The organism is Pseudomonas sp. 05N431, assembly GCF_056397005.1.
The window spans coordinates 392,842-412,233 of record NZ_JBFTMN010000004.1 but is presented as its reverse complement, the minus strand read 5'-3'; the positions used below and the strand labels follow the sequence as shown (position 1 = coordinate 412,233).

General features: G+C 52.7%; 16 protein-coding genes. 9 read left to right on the top strand and 7 right to left on the bottom strand.

The window, feature by feature from the left end; translation table 11 throughout:
• Window positions 1-102 precede the first annotated feature (102 nt).
• The 6 genes from AC1DIG_RS09505 to AC1DIG_RS09480 all read left to right on the top strand — a co-directional run bounded on the left by AC1DIG_RS09505 (window position 103) and on the right by AC1DIG_RS09480 (window position 7,115).
• The gene (locus AC1DIG_RS09505; RefSeq protein ID WP_477767100.1) at window positions 103-1,434 is read left to right on the top strand and encodes a tyrosine-type recombinase/integrase; all 1,332 of its coding nucleotides are present in this window, start codon (window positions 103-105) and stop codon (window positions 1,432-1,434) included.
• A 350-nt stretch (window positions 1,435-1,784) separates the two neighbouring features.
• Window positions 1,785-2,204 carry a hypothetical protein gene (locus AC1DIG_RS09500; protein WP_248800235.1) on the top strand — a complete coding sequence of 140 codons (420 nt, stop codon included), beginning with the start codon at window positions 1,785-1,787 and terminating at the stop codon, window positions 2,202-2,204.
• A complete protein-coding gene (locus AC1DIG_RS09495) occupies window positions 2,201-2,578 on the top strand; it encodes a hypothetical protein (protein ID WP_477767099.1) in 378 nt (125 codons plus the stop codon). The genes AC1DIG_RS09500 and AC1DIG_RS09495 overlap by 4 nt, the downstream gene beginning before the upstream one ends.
• A gap of 161 nt (window positions 2,579-2,739) precedes the next feature.
• Window positions 2,740-3,555: a hypothetical protein gene (locus AC1DIG_RS09490; protein ID WP_477767098.1), complete on the top strand. Its 816-nt coding sequence runs from the start codon at window positions 2,740-2,742 to the stop codon at window positions 3,553-3,555.
• A gap of 101 nt (window positions 3,556-3,656) precedes the next feature.
• The gene (locus AC1DIG_RS09485; RefSeq protein WP_477767097.1) at window positions 3,657-5,252 is read left to right on the top strand and encodes an LA2681 family HEPN domain-containing protein; all 1,596 of its coding nucleotides are present in this window, start codon (window positions 3,657-3,659) and stop codon (window positions 5,250-5,252) included.
• A gap of 324 nt (window positions 5,253-5,576) precedes the next feature.
• On the top strand, window positions 5,577-7,115 hold the full coding sequence (locus tag AC1DIG_RS09480; RefSeq protein ID WP_477767096.1) for an RNA-directed DNA polymerase: 1,539 nt from the start codon (window positions 5,577-5,579) through the stop codon (window positions 7,113-7,115).
• Window positions 7,116-7,243: 128 nt separating this feature from the next.
• On the opposite strand, the gene AC1DIG_RS09475 is transcribed toward AC1DIG_RS09480, so the two are convergent.
• Window positions 7,244-8,185: a hypothetical protein gene (locus tag AC1DIG_RS09475; protein WP_477767095.1), complete on the bottom strand. Its 942-nt coding sequence runs from the start codon at window positions 8,183-8,185 to the stop codon at window positions 7,244-7,246.
• A gap of 212 nt (window positions 8,186-8,397) precedes the next feature.
• On the opposite strand from AC1DIG_RS09475, the gene AC1DIG_RS09470 reads away from it, so the two are divergent.
• Window positions 8,398-8,718, top strand: coding sequence for a DUF7693 family protein (locus AC1DIG_RS09470; RefSeq protein ID WP_477767298.1), 321 nt, complete (start codon window positions 8,398-8,400; stop codon window positions 8,716-8,718).
• A 108-nt stretch (window positions 8,719-8,826) separates the two neighbouring features.
• On the opposite strand, the gene AC1DIG_RS09465 is transcribed toward AC1DIG_RS09470, so the two are convergent.
• Window positions 8,827-9,384, bottom strand: a complete 558-nt coding sequence (locus AC1DIG_RS09465; protein ID WP_477767094.1) for a hypothetical protein — start codon at window positions 9,382-9,384, stop codon at window positions 8,827-8,829.
• Window positions 9,385-10,381: 997 nt separating this feature from the next.
• Window positions 10,382-11,008: a hypothetical protein gene (locus AC1DIG_RS09460; protein ID WP_477767093.1), complete on the bottom strand. Its 627-nt coding sequence runs from the start codon at window positions 11,006-11,008 to the stop codon at window positions 10,382-10,384.
• A gap of 519 nt (window positions 11,009-11,527) precedes the next feature.
• Between AC1DIG_RS09460 and AC1DIG_RS09455 the strand changes: the two genes are divergently transcribed.
• Entirely contained in the window at window positions 11,528-11,932 is a 405-nt protein-coding gene (locus AC1DIG_RS09455; protein ID WP_477767092.1) for a hypothetical protein, read from the top strand.
• 24 nt (window positions 11,933-11,956) lie between these two features.
• A complete protein-coding gene (locus AC1DIG_RS09450; RefSeq protein ID WP_477767091.1) occupies window positions 11,957-12,559 on the top strand; it encodes a DUF262 domain-containing protein in 603 nt (200 codons plus the stop codon).
• 179 nt (window positions 12,560-12,738) lie between these two features.
• Here AC1DIG_RS09450 and AC1DIG_RS09445 read toward each other — a convergent pair whose 3' ends face one another.
• From AC1DIG_RS09445 to AC1DIG_RS09430, 4 genes are read right to left on the bottom strand one after another with little or no spacing between them, the layout of a single operon-like run.
• Entirely contained in the window at window positions 12,739-13,620 is an 882-nt protein-coding gene (locus AC1DIG_RS09445; RefSeq protein ID WP_477767090.1) for a DUF7281 domain-containing protein, read from the bottom strand.
• Window positions 13,617-14,858: a hypothetical protein gene (locus AC1DIG_RS09440; protein ID WP_477767089.1), complete on the bottom strand. Its 1,242-nt coding sequence runs from the start codon at window positions 14,856-14,858 to the stop codon at window positions 13,617-13,619. Before AC1DIG_RS09440 ends, AC1DIG_RS09445 begins: the two co-directional genes overlap by 4 nt.
• Window positions 14,855-15,517: a hypothetical protein gene (locus AC1DIG_RS09435; protein WP_477767088.1), complete on the bottom strand. Its 663-nt coding sequence runs from the start codon at window positions 15,515-15,517 to the stop codon at window positions 14,855-14,857. The genes AC1DIG_RS09440 and AC1DIG_RS09435 overlap by 4 nt, the downstream gene beginning before the upstream one ends.
• Window positions 15,514-19,239 (bottom strand): ATP-binding protein, encoded by a 3,726-nt coding sequence (locus tag AC1DIG_RS09430; protein WP_477767087.1) that lies wholly within the window; start codon window positions 19,237-19,239, stop codon window positions 15,514-15,516. Before AC1DIG_RS09430 ends, AC1DIG_RS09435 begins: the two co-directional genes overlap by 4 nt.
• Window positions 19,240-19,392: the final 153 nt, after the last annotated feature.

Genomic DNA, 19,392 nt, shown 5'->3' with positions numbered 1-19,392 from the left:
TAGGGGGGGGGGTGGAAAATGCAGCTACCCTGCCCTAACTTCCAGTTACTTCCATTACTGGAAGTTCTTAATCACCGCCAAATCATACGGTAGTGCACCAACATGTCTACGCAACCAATGCCTATTTTTGAGACCTACGAAATCTTCATTGATGTGGACTTTAGTTTGCGTGAACCTAGTATGGCTTGCGTTCGCCAGTACATTGAAATGTTTCCCGCATCAGTGGAGGCTAACAAGGGTTATCTGACGACTCGGGAGTTTCTTCGCGCTTTTTCGGACAACAGCCTTACTTTCACTTCTTATAGAACTCATGTTGAGAGGTTGTTGTTATGGACACTCATCATAAAGCAGAAGCCTTTTTCTCAGCTCAAACGCCAAGATGCGGAAGACTACCTGGAGTTCTGTCGTAACCCTCCAACTGAATGGGTAGGCCCAATCGTGCGGGGCCGGTTTGTGACCAGTGACCATACCGAGTCTGCTTGGGGTGACCCGGTTATTCCAAACGAGAAATGGAGACCATTCAGCTTGAAGCTCCCTAAGGACTCTTCGAACGAGCCGGAGTCGGCTCCAAACGATGCCTCCCGGGATGAAGCACCTGATACGGCCCTAGGAGCAACTCGTTACAAAGCTTCCTCGAGCACCATCAATCAGATTTACACGATCTGCAGCCGGTTCTTTGAATATATGGTCGAAGATGGGACGGTTGCAGCCAATCCTTTTCGGATGATCAAGAAGAAGAGCCTCAGCCGTAGAGCCCCACAAGAGGATGGGGTAAATCGCGCCCTGACCCCTTTGCAATGGGACTACGTGCTGGAAACCGCTGAGCGGATGGCTATTGAGGAGCCCAAGCGGCATGAGCGCACCTTGTTCATCGTCGCCACTCTCTTCGCGATGTATCTGCGGGTGTCCGACATCGTTGGCAGGCCGAACTGGCGCCCGATAATGGGAGATTTCCGCCTGGATCCCGAGGGCAACTGGTGGTACCACGTGATCGGGAAAGGCAACAAGGTTGGGAAGGTCGCGGTCAGGGATGAGTACATTTCAAAGTACCTGACGCGCTACCGTCGATACATTGGGCTGTGTCCGCTGCCAGAGTGGAATGAACAGACGCCTCTTCTCATGACACTGCGAGGCCGTTCAGGGCTGTCTGGTCGGCAAGTGCGCGCCCTCCTCCAATCGGTATTTGATAACGCATTGGCGCGGATGCGCGAGGAGGATCGCGAGGAGCACGAGATGAATAGTCTGCGTGTGGCTTCCGCGCACTGGCTCAGGCATACCTCTGCGACGCTCGATGCGCCGTTGCGAAGTCCTAAGGATCTGCAGATGGACTTGCGTCATAGCAGCCTCAGCACAACTCAGAATGTCTACTACCACTCGCATGACCAGGAGCGCAGTCGTTCAGTACGTGGCGTTGGCATGCGCGACAGAGGTTGAGGCACGCACCTGCTCCGTACCTACCTACCCCCGGGCTAGATGCTAATGCGCGACCAGCCAATCTAGAGAAATCTTGCCTAGCACAACACCCCATGCGAAGTGCTGATTGCGATCTCGGCTAGGTTGGACTGCCATCCATTGCACACCTGGTATCTCGGGAAGCTTGCCGGAGTGCAGCAGGCACCTTGGGTGCTTCTCGCCTGATCGACCTGACCCTGGTCGTGGACGACGAGGGCTCGGGCACGACCCGACACCTCTGAACTAGACAATGCCAAAGAAATGGGTACATTTAGGCAAGCGCTCAAGGCGGCACCCGAGCAACCCCACGTCACCTACAAGGAGTGTTTCTGATGTCGGTCGATAACGTTGTTCGCAACTACAAGCAGAGCCAAGCCCAGCAGCTACTGGCTCGCCTCGAAGCAGATGAGAGCAAGTCGCATACACTCGCTCCCCTACGAGACTCGAAAGAGTTCATCATTCGCATCCAGCTCAGCCATGAGCGTCACTACGATCAAGTCCATGAGCTGCTGGAAGAGGCAGGGTATACCCGGACGATCACGACTCACGATGGTATCCAACGTGATCTTCCCCATGCGATGTTTTACCTGCGTCATGTGCAGAAGATCACCAACAAACTGGTCTTCGTAGCCCTAACACATACGCTTGAAGAGCATGCAAAGCTCCACCACCTGCACGATCTCAATCCGCAAATCATCGTCATGAATGCGGACGAGGTTTATCTGGAACTCGACCCGAGCAAGCAGTCATGATCGGCCATACCCACGGCTTTCCGGACTCCGATTGGGCGCAGGCGAAAGCCGCAGCGCGAGAAATCCTGATCAGGCAAGCTCGGATGAGGGGCCATGAGCTGGTGACATACAGTAACTTTGTCGCCCAGCTCCCATTAGCCATCGCACACGATGATCACCGGCTCAGCTTTCTGCTCGATGAAATCTCAACGGAGGAGTACGCCGAGGGCCGAGGCTTTCTGACTGCACTCGTTGTGCATCAATACGACTGGAAACCGGGCGCCGGATTCTTCACCATGGCTCGTAGGTGCGGCGCAGAAGTGGTTAATGAGGAGGCGTTCTACCTGGACGTTTTCAACTATGTTGTGACGTATTGGCGAGCGAGGCTGGACTGACTGAAACAGGGGGGAGGTCATCATCCCGCGCTCGTTCGGGGATGGCGATGGCTAACCCCGAACCTGAGGATGCAGTTTGATTACGGTGACTCCAACTTTTTCAAGATGGCTGGCATATTTAAATTAGATTATGCTCAAGCTCGCAACCGAGATTATTGATTATGCAAGTATACTTATCATGCCCAGAGTGTGTTGATGAACAAGCGCGTCACGAAAAGTCATCAGAATCTCCAGACCCCATTAATACTCAAAAACGGCTTTCCCCGTACCCAATACAATTGACCAATGAAGTATCCTATGAGGTGAAGTGTGTATTTGGCCACTCATCAGCTGTTTTTATCAATTTATTTAAGCACGAAATATTATTCGAAATTGGTGTTCACTCCATTCTCGATGGGTATTACAGAGAAGCAATCACGTCATTTGCAGCAAGCCTTGAGCGATTTTATGAGTTTGCCAGTCGGTCGATTGCCTTGCATCACAGGCTCCCCAACGACGAAGAAGTTAAATGTTGGAAAGACATTGCATCCCAATCTGAACGGCAGCTAGGAGCGTATATTTACCTGCATGCTATTCATTTCAAGAAGCAGCCTAAACTTCTCTCAAACCCACAAGCAGCCCTGAGAAATTCGTCTGTTCATAAAGGGCAAATCCCGACACGTGATGAAGCTGTGGCATTCGGTGAAGAAGTGTTATCAATAATATCCGAAACCTCCCTAAAAATCTGGCAAACCATACCTGAAGCAGCGCACAAAGTGGTAAGCAACCATGCGGAGATGTCGGTCAAAAAGATAATCGACGCAGGAGGAATCCAGTCTAACACCACGAACTGCGTCGACTCAGCAGTTCATGGGAAAATTCATGGCGAGAGACCTCTTAAAGAACACCTTGAAAGAACAATTTTGCGACACTCAAGAAATAAGGTAGATAAGCATAAAAAGATAATAGGCGAGTTTGAAGCCAAGCGACACACATAGTAGAAGGATGCGTCACAGTGCTCTTGGTGTGGGTCTAGCTGTCGCACACTGCTCTCCGAAAACACGTAATCTTCAGTCCACACACTGCAATGGACTCTTAAATGCACAAACGCCTGGCAGCGAAGAATTACCAGCCTCTAGCCGATGATCGCCATGCTTGGCTCAAGGTAGTCGAGACGCTTGTCAGCTCTGGGGATCATCCTGACCAACTGCAGAATGCATTCGATTGCCTCGTAGACTCGGCAGGTGATGCGCAGGATGTCGCGCTCTTCGGGCGAGCGACTGAGCTGGCAAGCGAGGTCGTGGCGCTCTGCGAACCTACTGCAGGGTGCCTTGTTTTGTATTCCTGTGCCAACGCCTGGGCTCACTTGCACGTCATCGAATATCAAGAAAACCAGGCCACCATTGTCAACCATCCCGCCCTGCTGAACGAGCTGTATTTCCTGCGTGCAGCAATTCAGCATGAGGGTTTCACGGCCATACCGGCCGACCGTCGTGCCAAGATTCACTGCAACCTTGGGAACGCCCTGAGCGCCTGCGGACGCTGGATCGAAGCTTTGTCTGAGTGGCGCAGGGCTTTGGTGGATCAGCCCATACTTGGGATGGCACTCGGTAACCTAGGGATTGGTCTCGTGCGCTATGGCGGCGCGCTGTACGCCCCTGGGCATACCTATTGGTTTTTTGTTCACGCGCGCCGGTATTTAGAGTCTGCCATCGAAGGTGGGGTGGGCCGTGACGGAGCAACCACAGATGAAGCCATTCAGGCGTTCAAGTGGTACCAGGTGAGACTCGCTGAAGAGGTCGACCAGGAAGATGACACCGAGCTGTTCGACCACAAGCTTGGTAAGTCCAAAGCGGAGCGTGAATATCGTCAGTGGTGCCTGGACAACCAGCTGTTCCTGAACCCCATGAACGATCTAGGCGCCCTCCCCGTCGCGGCCTATGACGCGCTGCGCCTGCCTAACCACAATGCGGAGGTGGGCATTACCTACTTGGCCTTTTTTAATCAGATGAAGCAGGAGTATGCCTACACCCGTCACTGTCTGTTTCAGGGCGAGCAGGCCCGCTCAGTCCATTACGCTGACAAAGAAGTCGCACTGGCTTTCAACTGTGACTATACCCTGTATTCGATAGGGCTGGAGCAGATCAAGACCGCTTTCCGTAACGCCTATTCGCTGCTGGATAAGGTGGCGTACTTCGTCAACGGCTATTGGCAATTGGGAATCCCTGAGCGAAGCGTGAGCTTCCGAACGCTTTGGTTCGAACCACGCAAAAAAGGAGGCCCAACGCAGGAATGGACTGTTCGGCAAGAGTTCATATCGACCCACAACTCGCCGCTTCGAGCGCTCTACTGGCTATCCCAAGACATCTACTCTGAAGTACTCAGGAACGTCGCAACTCCCGATGCGCAGGCACTGGATGGATTGAGAAACCATCTTGAACACAAGCATGCCAAGGTCGTAGATGCTTTCCATTGGATTGCTGGTGCGTCGGAGCGCCACGCCGACCAGCTAGCCTTTGTTATCGAGAGGGAGGATCTCGTTGCGAAGACCCACCTGATCATACGGTTATGCCGAGCCGCGTTGGTTTACCTGTGCTTGGCCATGCACCATGAGGAATCGCAGACTAGGTCGAAAGACGAAGGCATTGCTGTAGGGCTTCCCGTGGAAGACTACCCTGATGACCTGAAGATCTAACCCTTGTGAAACTGGCCTCTCTAAGGCCAGCGTACCAAATCCAGCTCTTTGATCCGGATCGCCATGGCCGAATCGGATACTCCGATCGGACAAAGGGTGCAAAATTCCTCCAATTCGCGGCGACGTATTATCACAGCTATCCAGCAGCCGTATACCTGCTGGCAGCGTGGTCTGGCTTGGAAAGAGCCTTCCGGGCTTGGTACGTTTGTCTCGTCATCCAAGCTGAAATCCGGCCGAACCACCTCGGCAGACGGGTGACCACTGGCTAAATCCCGAATATGCTCAGCAGACGACCACCTCCCAGCGAAGCTCAAGGTTAATAGAATGCTGCTCACGGAAGATGCCCTTGAATTTGCCCGCCGGCACATCGGTGCTTACTACGACACTGACTTCTTCCCGAAGCCCTTCGAATTTATGGCTGTCTGGCACTGTTGGGACGAGGTCAAAGCCTATCTGCTGGCAACGCCTCTAAAAGACGTTTTGAGCAGTCAGCCCCGCGTCTTACCGTGGCACAAGGCGCGAGGAGGATACCGAGTTGTCCATCAACTCGAGCCACTCGACGCGTTGATCTACACCGCCCTCGTTTCCCTGGTGGCCGAAAAGGTCGAACAGGCGCGCATGGGGCCGGAGGTGTCCTGTGCCTACCGTATCCAGGTCAGTTCCAACAGTTTCTTCTCACGGGGATCGGGCTTTGACACGTATCGTGAAAACTGTGAGCGGCTGGCGAGCCAACACAGCCATGTGCTCTCCACCGACATCAGCGATTTCTACAACCAGATCTACTTGCACCGCATCCGTAATGGGCTGGAGGAAATCGGCGCTGGTGCCGCCCTCTCCAAGGAGATCGAATCCTTCCTGATGCGGCTCAACATCAAGTCCTCACAAGGGTTGCCCGTGGGCCCCGCGGCCTCGATCATCCTTGCGGAGGCGGCGCTGATAGACGTCGACCAATTCATCGCGCAGAGGGGGCTCGAGCATGTCCGTTACGTTGATGATTACCGGATATTCAGCGACTCTGAGGCAGAGCTGAAGACCATCCTGGAAGACCTGGTGGTGTACCTGCACCAACAGCACCGGCTAGGTCTGGTCTCAGAAAAGACCAAGATTCAAGACTCAGCGACCTTCCTCCATGTGGAGCTGAAGAACGCCTACCAGTTGGAGAAGCTTGATCTGATGCGCAGCATTGAGGCCGGCAATCAGTACGGTGAGTACCAGGACGAACAGGCAGAACACGATGAGGATGAGGAGGAGGATCCGGAAGACAGCGATGACTCCAGCCTTGGGGAACGCCTCTCTGAAGCCCTCATGCGCGCAAAAGAATCAGGCGTGATCGACCTTGGGGTGATGCGAGCCATCATAAGACGGGCTAAGAATGCCCGGGATTATACGATTGCCCCTCTCCTCACTGAAGATCTCGAGTTCTACCTGCCGGTGATCAATGACGTAGCACTCTATTTTGATTCCCTACCCCCTGCTGATCATCTTGTGTTGGCGCCAGCTCTATCCCACGCATGCCGTCAGGGCCATCTGGAGAACCAAAGCGCAAGGGTATGGATGGGTTGGTACCTTGCAAGGCATGTGGGTGCGAACACGCCAGTGTTGAAGCAGTACGTCCAACGGTGCTGTATCGCCATCGTGACTGCGGCCGAGCTTTCCAGAGGGAACCGCGCGTGGTCAAAGGAAGCAAAGCAAAGGGTATCCGGTACTGCTTCCTGGGATCGAAGAGCCTTCATCTTGGCGCTCAGCGGACTGTCTGAAGATGAACGAAAAGTGAGTCTGCAACTACTGAAGAACAGTGTGTCATTGACCAAGCTGGATGGCTGGGTCTGCAAATGGGTGCAAGACGGCGCTCCGGGCTTCTGAGCTCCGGACACCGCCTGGGCCTTGGTAAGGTGGTTTACGTTACATTAGCAGAATCTGAAGCCGTGGAGCGCATGATGGGAGGCTAGTTGGCTTGCCATCTACCAATGCGCAGCCGGATCGCCAGCCGATTAGGTTTCGGCTTGCACCGCTTCCTCATCTGGCTTTAGCTCTCTTGGCTTACCCGGTTGGAACAGGTACCGCCCGTTCGCCATCAACACCCTACCCACGAAATGCGGGATCGCTAGACTCTGCAGATCTAGTTCGGGGGCATCACCTTCCATCCGGTGCTGCACCAGGTCGTTGTTATAGAAGCGCAGGGTTTTGGCAAAGGCCAGCGCCATCGATTCAGGTTTGGTGGAACGAGGGTTCGCATACAACAGTGAAAATGATTCACCGAACCACCAGTGAGCGGTCAATTTGTCCTTCTTCTCTACCGCCTTGTGACGGTGGTAAAGGTTGGTCAGGACGACCATGTCGACGTTGGAGTATTCATCCGCCGGCGCATAGGATTGATTGGTAAATAGCCCTTGGCTTCCGGTGAGGTACCCTTCCCACTGCATGATGTCGACCGCATCATCACATCCAACGACTAGAACGTTGTACTCACCTTCACGTGATGCATCCGGAAATTTGCCATGGGCGTCCATCAGATATGCTTTTAGCTTGTTGTCCATGTGCAAGCCTTTCACGAGTTCGTTACCGCCACTCGCAAAAACTTCCTGCAGCATAGTGGCCGCGTCGCCATAGTCGTCCATCCGCCCCACGGCCCTCATAATGAAAGCGCCGCTCTCATCAATCTGCTGCTTCAAGGTGTAGTCAGCGCACTTCACCTCAACGTTGAATTTGTACCCTTCACTTTTGAAGGAGCAATCGACGTCCCGGGGCGGCACCACCTCGTCTTCATACACAAAACCCTCAGGGAAAAAGCGCGCGTAGTGGGTGCAGACGGTGAGCTCAACCGCGGCCTGTAGGTACTGCTTTTCGCTAGGAGGAGGTAACACCTTTCGGATGACGTTGCTGGAAACGACTCCACTAGAGCATCTTTGGGTTTCTGCGTGCCCAGTAGACATAGGCGAGCCTTATACCAAAGCGTACATTAAGCATCTTGCACGAAAACTGCTTTGGGAATACGTGTGCACCTGGGGCCGCTACCCTGAATGCAATAGCTCGTGATATGCGAGAGGCACGATTGCCCTAGGCCAAGTGGATGGGGCTGATTGCAACCGTCGCCGTACGCATACGCCAAGCTATCAGTTTCGTGGGCAAGCTCAACCGATTTGAGATAAACACCGTGTTAGACGCAAAGCTCACTGCTCGAGAGATTTACCAAGTACTCCGTGATGTTTCTTTCGGTTTACGCTCAATGCGCCGAATCACAGAGCACACATGGAACGAGATCTATTGTGGCCTGATGACCGTTGAAGCAGATGGCTGGATGATCACTTTTTTCATTGATTACGGTGAGTTGGACTACTGCGATAACTGCTGCAGTCCTGACGACCGAAAGTACGAATTCACCTCAGATATCAACGCCCTTGATCCAGTAGCTCTTCTGAGCCCGGAGGAGCATCGCAAGCTTGAGGAACTGCTCACCAATATCTGATGGCACCTCAAGCAATGCTATTCGTGCGTCAGTCCCTGTTGTCGCTTGTTAGCAAGCCCAGAGATTTGCACAGAGTGGCCTATGGCACCACTCTGAGTTCAGTGAGGCCTACAACCCGCTCGTTGTCTCTAACAGATCCAGCGGCTCACGCCCCATCGCCTCCATCAGCGCATTAGCAAGCCAAACGGCATCGAGCATGCTGAACGAATAACACATGAATTCGAAAACAAGCTCAACTCCCCCGTCTTCAACTGTGTACACCCCAACTCTTTCAGTTTTTTCGCTCTCATCCACCGCAAGCTCAACAACATAGACTCCATCTTCTGTCTCGTGGCAGTTGAACCTACCATCGGCGCAGTAACTCCATTCTCCAGGCATTCTTTTTCGATATGATCTTTTCAAAATACTGTCGCGATCTGCTGGCGTTGGTACAAAACCTGCCTGATTTCCCACGGTTATGAGCACAGCATCGTAAAGACAGCGCGCGATATCTTCAGCTACGGCGTCGGCAAACCTAAAAGGCATGATGTCTAACTTTAAACTGACATACTGATCAACCTGCCTGGATACCTGACACGGATACAGTTCGTCAAATTCACGACCACGCCAGCATATGAATTCGCGTTCTGCAAAAAACGCTGCCGGTTGCATTTCAGTTTTGATCACAAAAGTCACCATCGTTATGTTCGTAAAAATAACAACGGATGCTTTGTAGAAAAACTTTAGCGAAAAGTTGGAATATTTTTTTGGGAAAATAGAGCCTTAAGAATCTGAACTAGGGCTGCGCGAGGTTTGACCACCTAAGCTTGAGACCAAGCTCCGAATCCGCAGGAAAAGTCTGAGCCTTAGCCGAGCCTGCTGGGCCCGAACAGGCGGCAATCGATCGATGCGTACAGACCTTGTTTCCTGGTTGCGTCTTTGCCACGGCAAGACCGAATGATCATGGTTGGCACAAAAAGCCCAGGACATTTACCCGCTCATCAGCAATCATGCCCCCATAAATCTTGGCGTTCAGAGAAAGACATGAATAGGTTCGGGCAGTGCATGGCGTGGTTTTGGCGGGACAAGAGGTCTCGATCTGAGCAGGCACGTGAGCGGGCGTTTATCGAGTCAGTAAACGGGTTGAAGACTTTGAAGGTCACGCCTGACGGCGGCATGTCGATAGATCCCCAGGAGATACGCGAGCGCGTAATTGCGAGTCGTCATGCGCTTAAGCGTTTCGTGAGAAAATCGTAGGCATCACCTCCCCTGTCCTTTCGCTGCTGGGTGTCTAGCCACGTCCTCAAAGGAAACTCTCCGCTACGTTGGATTTCGGCACCATCAACGCTGAGATAGCCTAAGGGCATGTAGCCTGGCTGAATTATCTAGCGTTGCGCTCAGGCTTCTTACGAGGCTTATAGCTTATGAGATGATTGAGCAGCGCTCGCTCCTCGGGAGTTTGACCAGCCACTTCGGCGTGGTGACCAAAGGCGCGACAAGGTATCCCCGCTTGCGCGCAAAGGTCTTTCACTGAAACGGCGCTATTTCTTGTGAACGGCTCTGGCATGCCCCACTTGTGAGCGTCAGCGGCTAATTTCATAACCAGTTGAGACCGCATTTCAAGATCTCTGAGATAGGATAGGATTGGATTTGCTCTGTCTGTTGAGGACAGGAATCGCAAAAGCTACAGGATGCCCGAACTGACACCCACTCTGCGATGATGCCTCAAGCTATCGGATGCTATCGACAGGTGGAACCAGAGCCACAGGGCCTGCTTGGCAGTGAATTTCATCATGTAACCGCCAAATACCATCTCAATGGTGTCCCCAATTTCAGTCGCCACAAACATGCGGAATATGGCGTCTTCTCTACTACGAAATTCAACCCTTGGGTCGGGGTCAACAAACTCACCACCAGCAATAAATAGATAATCGGGATCAAGCAAAATCTCTAAGGAGCCCTGCCCATCTTCAGGCAGCTTTGTGCCAATAATCCTATCGTTAGCAAAGCATTTAAATTCGTCTACATATGTTTTTGTCTTGGTCGAAGAGTCTACAGGCGAAAAGAGCCCAGGGTTAACCTCTTCAATTGCTACGAGTGCATCGAAAATACACCGGGCGACATCAGCCGCTTGATGCATCGTATAGTATTGCTCGAAATCATCCAGTGTCATTCTTATTATTTTGCATTGTAATGCTAGTGATGCTTCGTAAGTGTCACCAGCACGTCCGAGCCAATGGAATTCTTCAATTTCCTCGTGCTCCAGGTCACTACCGTATTCAAGATCGCAAACATTCTGTGAGTAACTCATCACGCATCTCGCCTCGAAAATCGTATTTGTGCTTAATAAAGGAAACGGATTCAAATGAGCAAAACTTTAGCGTGGAAGTAAAATAAAATCTTTCCCCATCTAGATTTCAATGCGTGGTTTCAATTTTGAGTTGATATTTTGGATGACAAAAAGCGAATTCCAAGGTCTGTGGATGACGACAGTTTTATGCGTGCCCCTTCGGGTACGGCTGTCGTGAACCAAGCCTGGCGCAAGCGCCAGTCATGGCCCCTTGGGCTTCCATCCTCACGCCTTCGGCCATAGGCCTGCGCGCTCCGCTTTCCTCGGTCACGAAGCCAATGGCTGAACGACAAGGTCAGGACATTTCCCAAGTCGTCGTGACTACCCTTTCCCGAAGATATTACCACCGCTCAATGCAGCCTTATTGAATGGTAGCCACTCTGGCGAACTCAAAACGGGCATCCGTTAATGACCCCCAAATGGGTCATTGAGTGGCAAAAGCAAGGTTAATGTCCCTTTTAGGGGGCTTTAAAAGAGGCGATGATTCATTACCTCACATCCCGCTACGGCAAAAAAATCTTCGATCGCGCTCAAGGTTTTTCAAAACGATCCGTTTTTCATCGGTATGTAGACAATGAGAAACCAGCTTTGAACCTATCGACGATTGTATTCATCCAGTGCCTGCAGAGCGCTATTTCGTTTTCCAAGACGACCCAAGGCAATCGCCAACGGAGCGCATGGGAGCGAATGATCGGTTACATCGAATCATCTGGTTCCCTTCCTGAGTTCGACAAAGCTGCGGCCCGAGCGGAAGGGTATGCTCAAGGACTTATAGACGGTGAACAGATCGACACCAAGTCCACAGAGCGTGACCTCTTGATCATCGCCACGATAGATGCCTGGCGACTGCATTGCATTCACTCGAACATTCCGACCAGCCTGTAGCACAGCCCTCTTCTGAGGAAATCCATGTCCACCCTATTTCAGCGCTATGGCGACGACGATACTTCTGATTCCACGATCCAAATGCCTCAGCGGATTTTGGGCACCACTGTTCATCAGTATCCAATTGGTGTCCTAGCCCGCCGCTTTGAGAAGTACCAGGCAGATCCATCGTCTGTCCATGATAGGTATCCTTGGGCTGCACGATTCGTGATGGGCATTCCGGTTCCATCTTGGCAGCGGCAACTGGTGTGGAATGTGGGCCAGAAGTCCCGCTTCATTTCTGCGGTGTGGTCAGGGGCCGATTTGGGGAGCTATCTCACTAACGATTGGTGCGATTCCGCAGGTGTAGGGAGAGCCACGGCCGAGAACAGTGAGATCCTGCTGGATGGGCAGCAGCGCTTGCATAGTCTTGAAGAATATTTTATGGATCGATTGCCTGTCCCTGACGCTCAAGGGCAGCCGAGGATATGGTCTGAGACCGGGAACGGCGAGCGCAAGCGGTTCTTGTCTACGATCTTCACTCATTCCCACGTGTCCTCTGCCGACGAGGTGGCGTTGCGCAAAACCTATGATCTTTACGCGTTGGGTGTAACGCCTCGCACGCACGATCAGCGTGCAGCTAGATAGCTTTCGAATATTTGATTTTGGAGGCATGCCCCGTCGGGGCCGGCTGTCGTAAACCACGCCCCGTCTATCGACGGGTCATGGCCCTGCGGGCTTCCATCCTCTCGCCCTCCGACCTTCCTGGTCTGCGCGCTCCGCTTGCATGTTTGCTTGAATTAGTTGGCGGATGAACCAACTGAATCTTACATAGAAGTCAATCGTGCCACTGAACTGCTCAAGCCTCCCGGTGATTCAAGCGCGAGTAACTCCAGCTCCATCCCCGCCATGGACTCCTGCGAAAGAGCCAGCTCCCTCCTAAGCATATCTTGCACACGGGGTAGATCCACCCTCCCCAACCATTCTCGGGCAACGTGCTGTTTTGCGTAGTCCTGGGGCTTGTCCCATTCCTCGAAAACGATGCTTTCAATTGCGCTCATCGACGGCACCACGATCCCATGGGCCTTAGCAGTCAGGGTATTCATCCACCCTTGAGGGTCGTAATCGGGGAAGCATATGACCCGCTTAACCTCGGACAAAGCCTTAGTGACAGCCGCCGGTGTGATTTGTGGGCTTCCGCGGAAGAGCATGGGCAGGTGCTTCACCTCGTTTGGCCAACGGTACTCGTGAACCGCGTACATGACAGCCTGGTTCTCCACCAATAGCACGGTATCAAGGCCATAGAGCTCTTCTGCCGGTACGCTGAGACATCCGCCGATTGGGTGGCTGTACACCCCGGAAGCCAGTTGCAGTTGGCCAGAGACCGAGGCAACCATGACTATTCGGTCTCCGGTCTTCAAGCGAGCTAGCTTCTCATTGCGCGATTTTTTCGCGACGGCCAGGCGATCGCCTTCTAGATCTTCGAGGCTAACATTCAACGCATCCACACCTGCTTCTTTCTTCAGCATCATACGGACGGTTTGGAGATCGGCCTCAGTTAGAAGCAGATAGTTGTTGCCAAGTTTCTTGCCAATTTTGTAGTCGTTATTGAGCCGCGACCAGGTTGCATTGATCTGAACTTTCCTGGCGTCTTGCCGGATCGCGATTACTACGGGTTTGATCGCTCTCATGTTGCCAAATATGCTCATAGCCGCTCGGCCCTCTCTAGAATCAAATCAAGGACTCGTCGGTTTGCGGACACGCGAAGGTAGGGCGCGTAAACCGAATTCAGCCGATAGTTAAGCGGCTTATGCCGTACCTTGCTTACCACGGACTGCAGGCGCACGTAGCCATCTAGAGCATAGAGCCATATGCTCATGGAAATCTCGGGATCCCCATGCTCTTCCCAATACGCCACGGCTGATTGAGGTTTTTTGGTTTCATTCAGGCTCTGCAGCATTTGCTTGAGGTGATCACGAGCGAATGGTTTTTCCAGTACCTTGGGCGGCTCGTCTTGGGGAATTACGGACTTCGACTCACGTGGCTTTGGCGGCTCCTCCGCCCGTCGAGCTTTGGGTGGTGGAAGCGATGCAATCAGTAGCTCAAGCGCCTCCAAGCTCTCGCCTGAATCGACATCACAATACACGCTACCAGCCAAATCCATTCGTTCTGCAGGAACCCAGGAAGCGGCATCCTTCCTGTCAAAAAGAGGCTCCAAGTCGATAGGGTTTCCTGCCTGGAGGAACGCATCGACGGCGTGAGCAACCTGGCGCATATGATTGCGCTTGCGCACCGCCAGACTTAGCCGGTCAAGACGTCCGATCATTTCATCTAGAGCGAGACGATTCCGCGACACGGCACCGAGAAGGTTGTCCAGGAGTATGCGCCTCAATGCGCGATCGCTTCGGGTCAAGACGGATAAGCCAACATGAGTGAACAAGCCGAGCTTCTCGTGTAGGCGCTTGAGGCGGCCAATTGCATTGTTGATGTCCCGTAACCGATCTTTGAGTCGGGGTGAGAAGCCGTAATCGCCCTCAATGAAGGCGCGTGTCTGGGCTTGCTCGCTCCGGAGATGGTTGGTGACTTGGCGGCAGCTGTGCGTCAAACGCTTCAGGTGCCGTTCGGCATCACTGGAAGAGTCAGATGCCTTGGCTTCATGGTATGCCTCACAGTGCTGCTCAATGGCAATGAGGGATTCCTGCAAGTCAGGAGCCGCTCGCTCGAATCCCTGAAGTGAAATCTGTGCACCTACATCTAAAAGCAGGCCACTGAGATAGTAGAGCTCATCATCTTCTTCGATTAGCCCCTTGGACATCAGGTAGGAAACGCCTTTTGTCCTTCGCTCAGGCAGTGCGATCCCTTCCTCGTCTGCGATAGACAATGCTTCGAGAAAGGGAGCATTTCGCGTGAGGGCATCGCCCAGCTCGATCCAGTCTGCCTCCTTCACAAGTTAAGCCCTCCCTGGTGTTCACCGTCATGCGGTTCACTCGTACCGACGTCCAGGCTAAGCGAATTGTATTCAGCTATCCATGCCAGGATGGTATGCACGTAGCCCATTTTTCCTGTGGCTACGTAGTTGGCAGACTCGCTGCTGCGCTTCACGATATAGCCCGCGTCTGCCAACGCACGTAGAACCAATTTCAGCCGATCGTTGTTGTCCTTGCCGCTCTTGGACTTGCTGAAAAAGTCGTACCCGCTCAAGTCCCAAAGCTGTGTACGGTAGGTCGGGTGGTTCTCGATTGAATCGAGCATGTCGGCGAAGGAGATAGTATCTCCCGGGGCCAAACAGGTCTCACTGCGCCCCGCACGATTAATCAAACGGATGAAATCGAGACATGGACGTATCTGATCGCGCAGCTCGACCAATTGTGCGGTGGCCGCATCACGATCAACCGGCTCAGAAAAATCAATAAACCGTGCGAAATATGTGTCGGGGGCCTCGGGCTCGCCGAGTGTCGCCAATTTCCGCCCTAACGGCGCCAGCGCGTTCTCGACACCTTCGGCAAACTCTGCATTGCGCAACTGCCGATGCAGTTCGGGGTAGGCGTACTGGCAGATGAAGCAGCCAGAAAGAAGCTTGTTCAGGACATCTCTCAAAGGGCTCACAGTGCACCCTCCCCGCCATCATTTCCAAGTGCATCGTTCAAGTCATCAAGCTCATCCATCTCTTCAATTCCGTATTCCTTCACCACAATTGAATCGGTGTCCGCCCTGCGCTCCAGGCTGTAACGGTTGTTGAATTGCCGAAGAAGCTCAGGCGCCCCCCCTGGGAAGCAGGCCAGCATGGAGAGTCCGCGTTCATTAAAGTAGCTGACCAGAGCAACGTAGTTTTCAGGTGAGAGCTCGAGGGCCTCGTCGATCGGGATCGACATCTGGAAATCTGCCTCATTCCGTAGCAGTTCGAACAGCGAGACGTAGATCATGGCGACGATGATCTTTGTCAGGCCGGTACTGCTCAGGTGAACGAGCTCAGCGTTGTTTGTCGCTACCTTCACCCTACCCTGGTCATTGCACGTGACTGACACGTCGAAACAGTCCGACAGGTTGGACGTGAAGGCACCATCTTCAATCTGGCGTTCGATGGTTCGAAGTGTTTCCATGAAACCATCAGTTGGAAGGTACTCACCTCCCATCCCGCTCCATCGCTTGTACTGCTGTTCGTAGTTCGTAAGGTCATCCCAGAACGACATCTCGTGGATTCGTGACGAGACCTTGAATTCGAACTGACGAATCTGCGCAAAGGAGCTGAGAACTTCGCTCGCTTTTGCCGTCGCGTCACGGCCTAGCTTGAGGATACTTCGGTGCAGTTGCTGGAGCTTAGAGCGGTTGTCACATAGTTCGTCTGACAGGTTTTTGGCTTGGATGATCAGCTTCGTTTTTTGATCAGGATGAGAAATCTCAATGTATTCCTGCAGATTTGGGGCGGCTTCCAGCCATGCGAGTTCGAGCTCATAGGTAGCATTCGCAGCATGATTCATGATTTGTTCAATCGCTGCGCCCTGTGGCGTGTGCACCAAACGATCCCTCTGGAAACGCTTGTGAATCTCACGATATAGATCTGTGCCCTTGCGGTGGCATTCCGTTCGACGGCGACGGAGTTTGCCGACCTCATCTTCGATGTCTGATGCCTTCAACGTTGAGGCGAGGTGAGCTTCCGCGGCTGCGTCGATTTGACTAAGTTCCCGCATGACGCGTGCCACTGCGTTGAGTTCCAGGTCATCTTCATGCCCCTGAATGACCAATACTTTTCTGCGCTCAACGATCGCCCTTTGCGAAGCCTGTAACTCCAGTTGCCACTGATCGATGGCACGGTTGATACGATCAAGATCGGCATTGGCACGAGCTAAAGCGGCTTTCCGATCGGGTACAGCTGGCACTGTTTCTTTAACCCAAAGCCGGTAACTATCGATCAGCGACTCGTGATCCCGAAGGCTTTTCACCCTCTTTTCCAAATCGGCAATCTCTAAGCTGAGTCGTTTGCTTGCTGTGTCATCTACTCCGGCAGCCAGAAGCTGAGCATCCATATCGATTTTGGCATTGTGAAGTGATGCCGCTAGCGTTGCATCAATGCGTTTTTCAGTGATTTCTTGGTCTCGATCAACTTGAGCCAGCTCCTGATCCAGCTGCGATCGCGAACTTTCGCCCGCGGCTTGTATATCGCTGATCTCGCGCTTGTGCCGTTTCTTCAAGTTTTTTTGCTGAATGGTGAGTTCTTCGAGCCGTGATGCGGCGTCCGAAACGCGTGCTGCTTGAATTTCAGTTTCTTGAGCCACCTCCTCGCGGGCACGGTCAATCAGTCCTGTGTGATCGCTTTTCAGTATTTCCAAATCCAGGCATGCATTGCTCAAGTCTTTTTGAGTTGCTGATGCCCGAGCACCAGCTTGTCGTAGGCGATCTTCCACTCCACGCTGCTGTTTCTCCATTAGCTCCATATCCGTGCTGAGCGCCTGGATCTGAGCAGTCAATGAAGCAATCTCGGTTTCAAGAGTTTGAGTACTTGCAACCGCTGCCTGAGGGAGCACCTCAAGGTTGATCTCAACGCCATAGAGATTTTGCTGAACCTCCTCAAGGAATGCAGGGTTCAAGTCCGTACGCATCAGCGTCTCGACGGGGATGAGTCGAGCGATATTTTCTGTCCAAGTAGGGTGATGGCGTCGTAGGAAACCAAGCAGTGTTTCAGCGCTAGCATTAATCTGTTGCTTGAGGCCATCCCGACTCTCAACTTGGGCATTCATCCTAAACTGTAAACCGCTGTACTCCGCGGCTCGTACCTGCCGTTCCTGCGACAAACCGTCGATTTCTGTTGAGATAGAATTGAGGAGTTTTTGGAGTTCATCAACAACGAGTATCTGCTTGTTGATGCCACCTTGAGACTCATCCACCAGGCGCTGAGCTGCTGGAAGAGCGCTGAGGGTTTTAAGATGGTCAGAGTATGAAACCTCGCGAGCGTGCGTGGCCGTTGCTTGCAGTTGTATCCGCGAATACTCGGTGAGCTCGCCTTCGTGAGCAGTTTGTGTTTCATCAAGCTGCTTTTGCTGGTTACCTGCTAGTTCGTTTCGTCGCTGCTGGATGCCTTGTGAAGCTGCTTTGTACTTAGAGAACGCAGTACCTTTGCCGTCTGCGGCGACCTCTTTCGCTGCAGCTTCGAGCTCCTGATAGACATTGCGGATGTCTGCACCTTGGCGGTTTAACTTGATCTGATGCTCCTGTTTAACGTGCAACTGGTCTCGTATCTCGGGAAGCTGATCAAATTCCTCCGAAAGCTCCTGAGTACGATTGTCCTGGTATTCGATAAGCTTTTTTTCGAATTTCCGGAGCCAGGTGTTCTCCTCCGCCACATTGGCATTCGCTACACCCTTTTGACCATTCAGGTCACCCATTCGGTCTCTATTCAGCTTTTGTAACTGATCGTCTTCGCTATGTAGCTCAGCCAAGGCCGCGGCACGGATGTTCTGACGTTCTCTCAGTTTTTCATCTAGCATCAGAACGCGACGTTTTTGTGTCCCCATTTGCCGTACGACGGCGCGAAACTCATGGGACTGGAGATTCAATTCAAAGATGTCTGGTTTGAGCGAATCCATCAGTAAATAGCCAGCACGGTTGTCGACAACACTTCTGAAGGGTTGTGCGTTGAGCATCATTAGAGTGCGACTGGGATCGGCATTGTCTTGTTGAAGAATCTCGGCCATGGTCGCTTTCATGGTATCGAAGGTGCCACCGCTCTCTATGAGCGCCAGCGTTACCAAATCGATTCCATTGAAATCCTTCCGCTTGGGTGCCAGCGAGAAACCAGAACGGAGGCTCACGACGAGCTTACGCTTGCCGGCGTCGGTGATTTTCTCGAGGTGAGCTGTGCCGCTGTTAAATTGGATGATTTGCCGGTAGTGATACGGCTGTAGCTCAGGGGAGCATGAGATACCCAGCTGTGTAAGACGACCGTGTAGATCACTCGGCAACACTAACTGACCTGCTTCGTAATCACGGTACAGGAGCTCAGGGTTCCAGGCGTTTGAAATCAAACGGTACGAGTACCCTTCCCCACTACGGTGCATGATCGCGCAGCGCGCGTCGCCGGCATAATTGAGGTACTCAAAAACGATAAAGCTCGATGCCCTTGGCAAGTACCAGTTCGCAAAGCTCTCACGGTTGGTGCTCGCCTTCACCAAGCGTCCAGGAGATGCACCGTAGAATACGGGGATCAATTTGATGAACGACGACTTCCCGATGCCATTTTCACCGGTGACGCTGGTGTTTCCGTCCATAACGAGCTCTGCTTTGGCTCCCGCGCAAAGCGAATCGATCAGGACGATCTTGATTAATTGTGACATCGGACGCCTCTTTGGCTGAAACCCTAAGGCAGTACAGCCGATTTCTCGCTCGGCAGTTGCCAAAAATAAGCACCAATTCGATTCCATGGTGCTTGCTCTGTGCAACAACGATATGTAGATATAGACGACACATCTATGGTGTTTACGTATACA

What these genes read in the sequence shown, in the direction of transcription:
- AC1DIG_RS09500 (WP_248800235.1), top strand. Translation starts at nt 1,785, where the DNA reads ATGTCGGTCGATAACGTTGTTCGCAACTACAAGCAGAGCCAAGCCCAG.
- AC1DIG_RS09455 (WP_477767092.1), top strand. Translation starts at nt 11,528, where the DNA reads ATGATTCATTACCTCACATCCCGCTACGGCAAAAAAATCTTCGATCGC.
- AC1DIG_RS09460 (WP_477767093.1), bottom strand. Translation starts at nt 11,008, where the DNA reads ATGAGTTACTCACAGAATGTTTGCGATCTTGAATACGGTAGTGACCTG.
- AC1DIG_RS09485 (WP_477767097.1), top strand. Translation starts at nt 3,657, where the DNA reads ATGCACAAACGCCTGGCAGCGAAGAATTACCAGCCTCTAGCCGATGAT.
- AC1DIG_RS09430 (WP_477767087.1), bottom strand. Translation starts at nt 19,239, where the DNA reads ATGTCACAATTAATCAAGATCGTCCTGATCGATTCGCTTTGCGCGGGA.
- AC1DIG_RS09445 (WP_477767090.1), bottom strand. Translation starts at nt 13,620, where the DNA reads ATGAGCATATTTGGCAACATGAGAGCGATCAAACCCGTAGTAATCGCG.
- AC1DIG_RS09450 (WP_477767091.1), top strand. Translation starts at nt 11,957, where the DNA reads ATGTCCACCCTATTTCAGCGCTATGGCGACGACGATACTTCTGATTCC.
- AC1DIG_RS09490 (WP_477767098.1), top strand. Translation starts at nt 2,740, where the DNA reads ATGCAAGTATACTTATCATGCCCAGAGTGTGTTGATGAACAAGCGCGT.
- AC1DIG_RS09480 (WP_477767096.1), top strand. Translation starts at nt 5,577, where the DNA reads ATGCTGCTCACGGAAGATGCCCTTGAATTTGCCCGCCGGCACATCGGT.
- AC1DIG_RS09475 (WP_477767095.1), bottom strand. Translation starts at nt 8,185, where the DNA reads ATGTCTACTGGGCACGCAGAAACCCAAAGATGCTCTAGTGGAGTCGTT.
- AC1DIG_RS09505 (WP_477767100.1), top strand. Translation starts at nt 103, where the DNA reads ATGTCTACGCAACCAATGCCTATTTTTGAGACCTACGAAATCTTCATT.
- AC1DIG_RS09495 (WP_477767099.1), top strand. Translation starts at nt 2,201, where the DNA reads ATGATCGGCCATACCCACGGCTTTCCGGACTCCGATTGGGCGCAGGCG.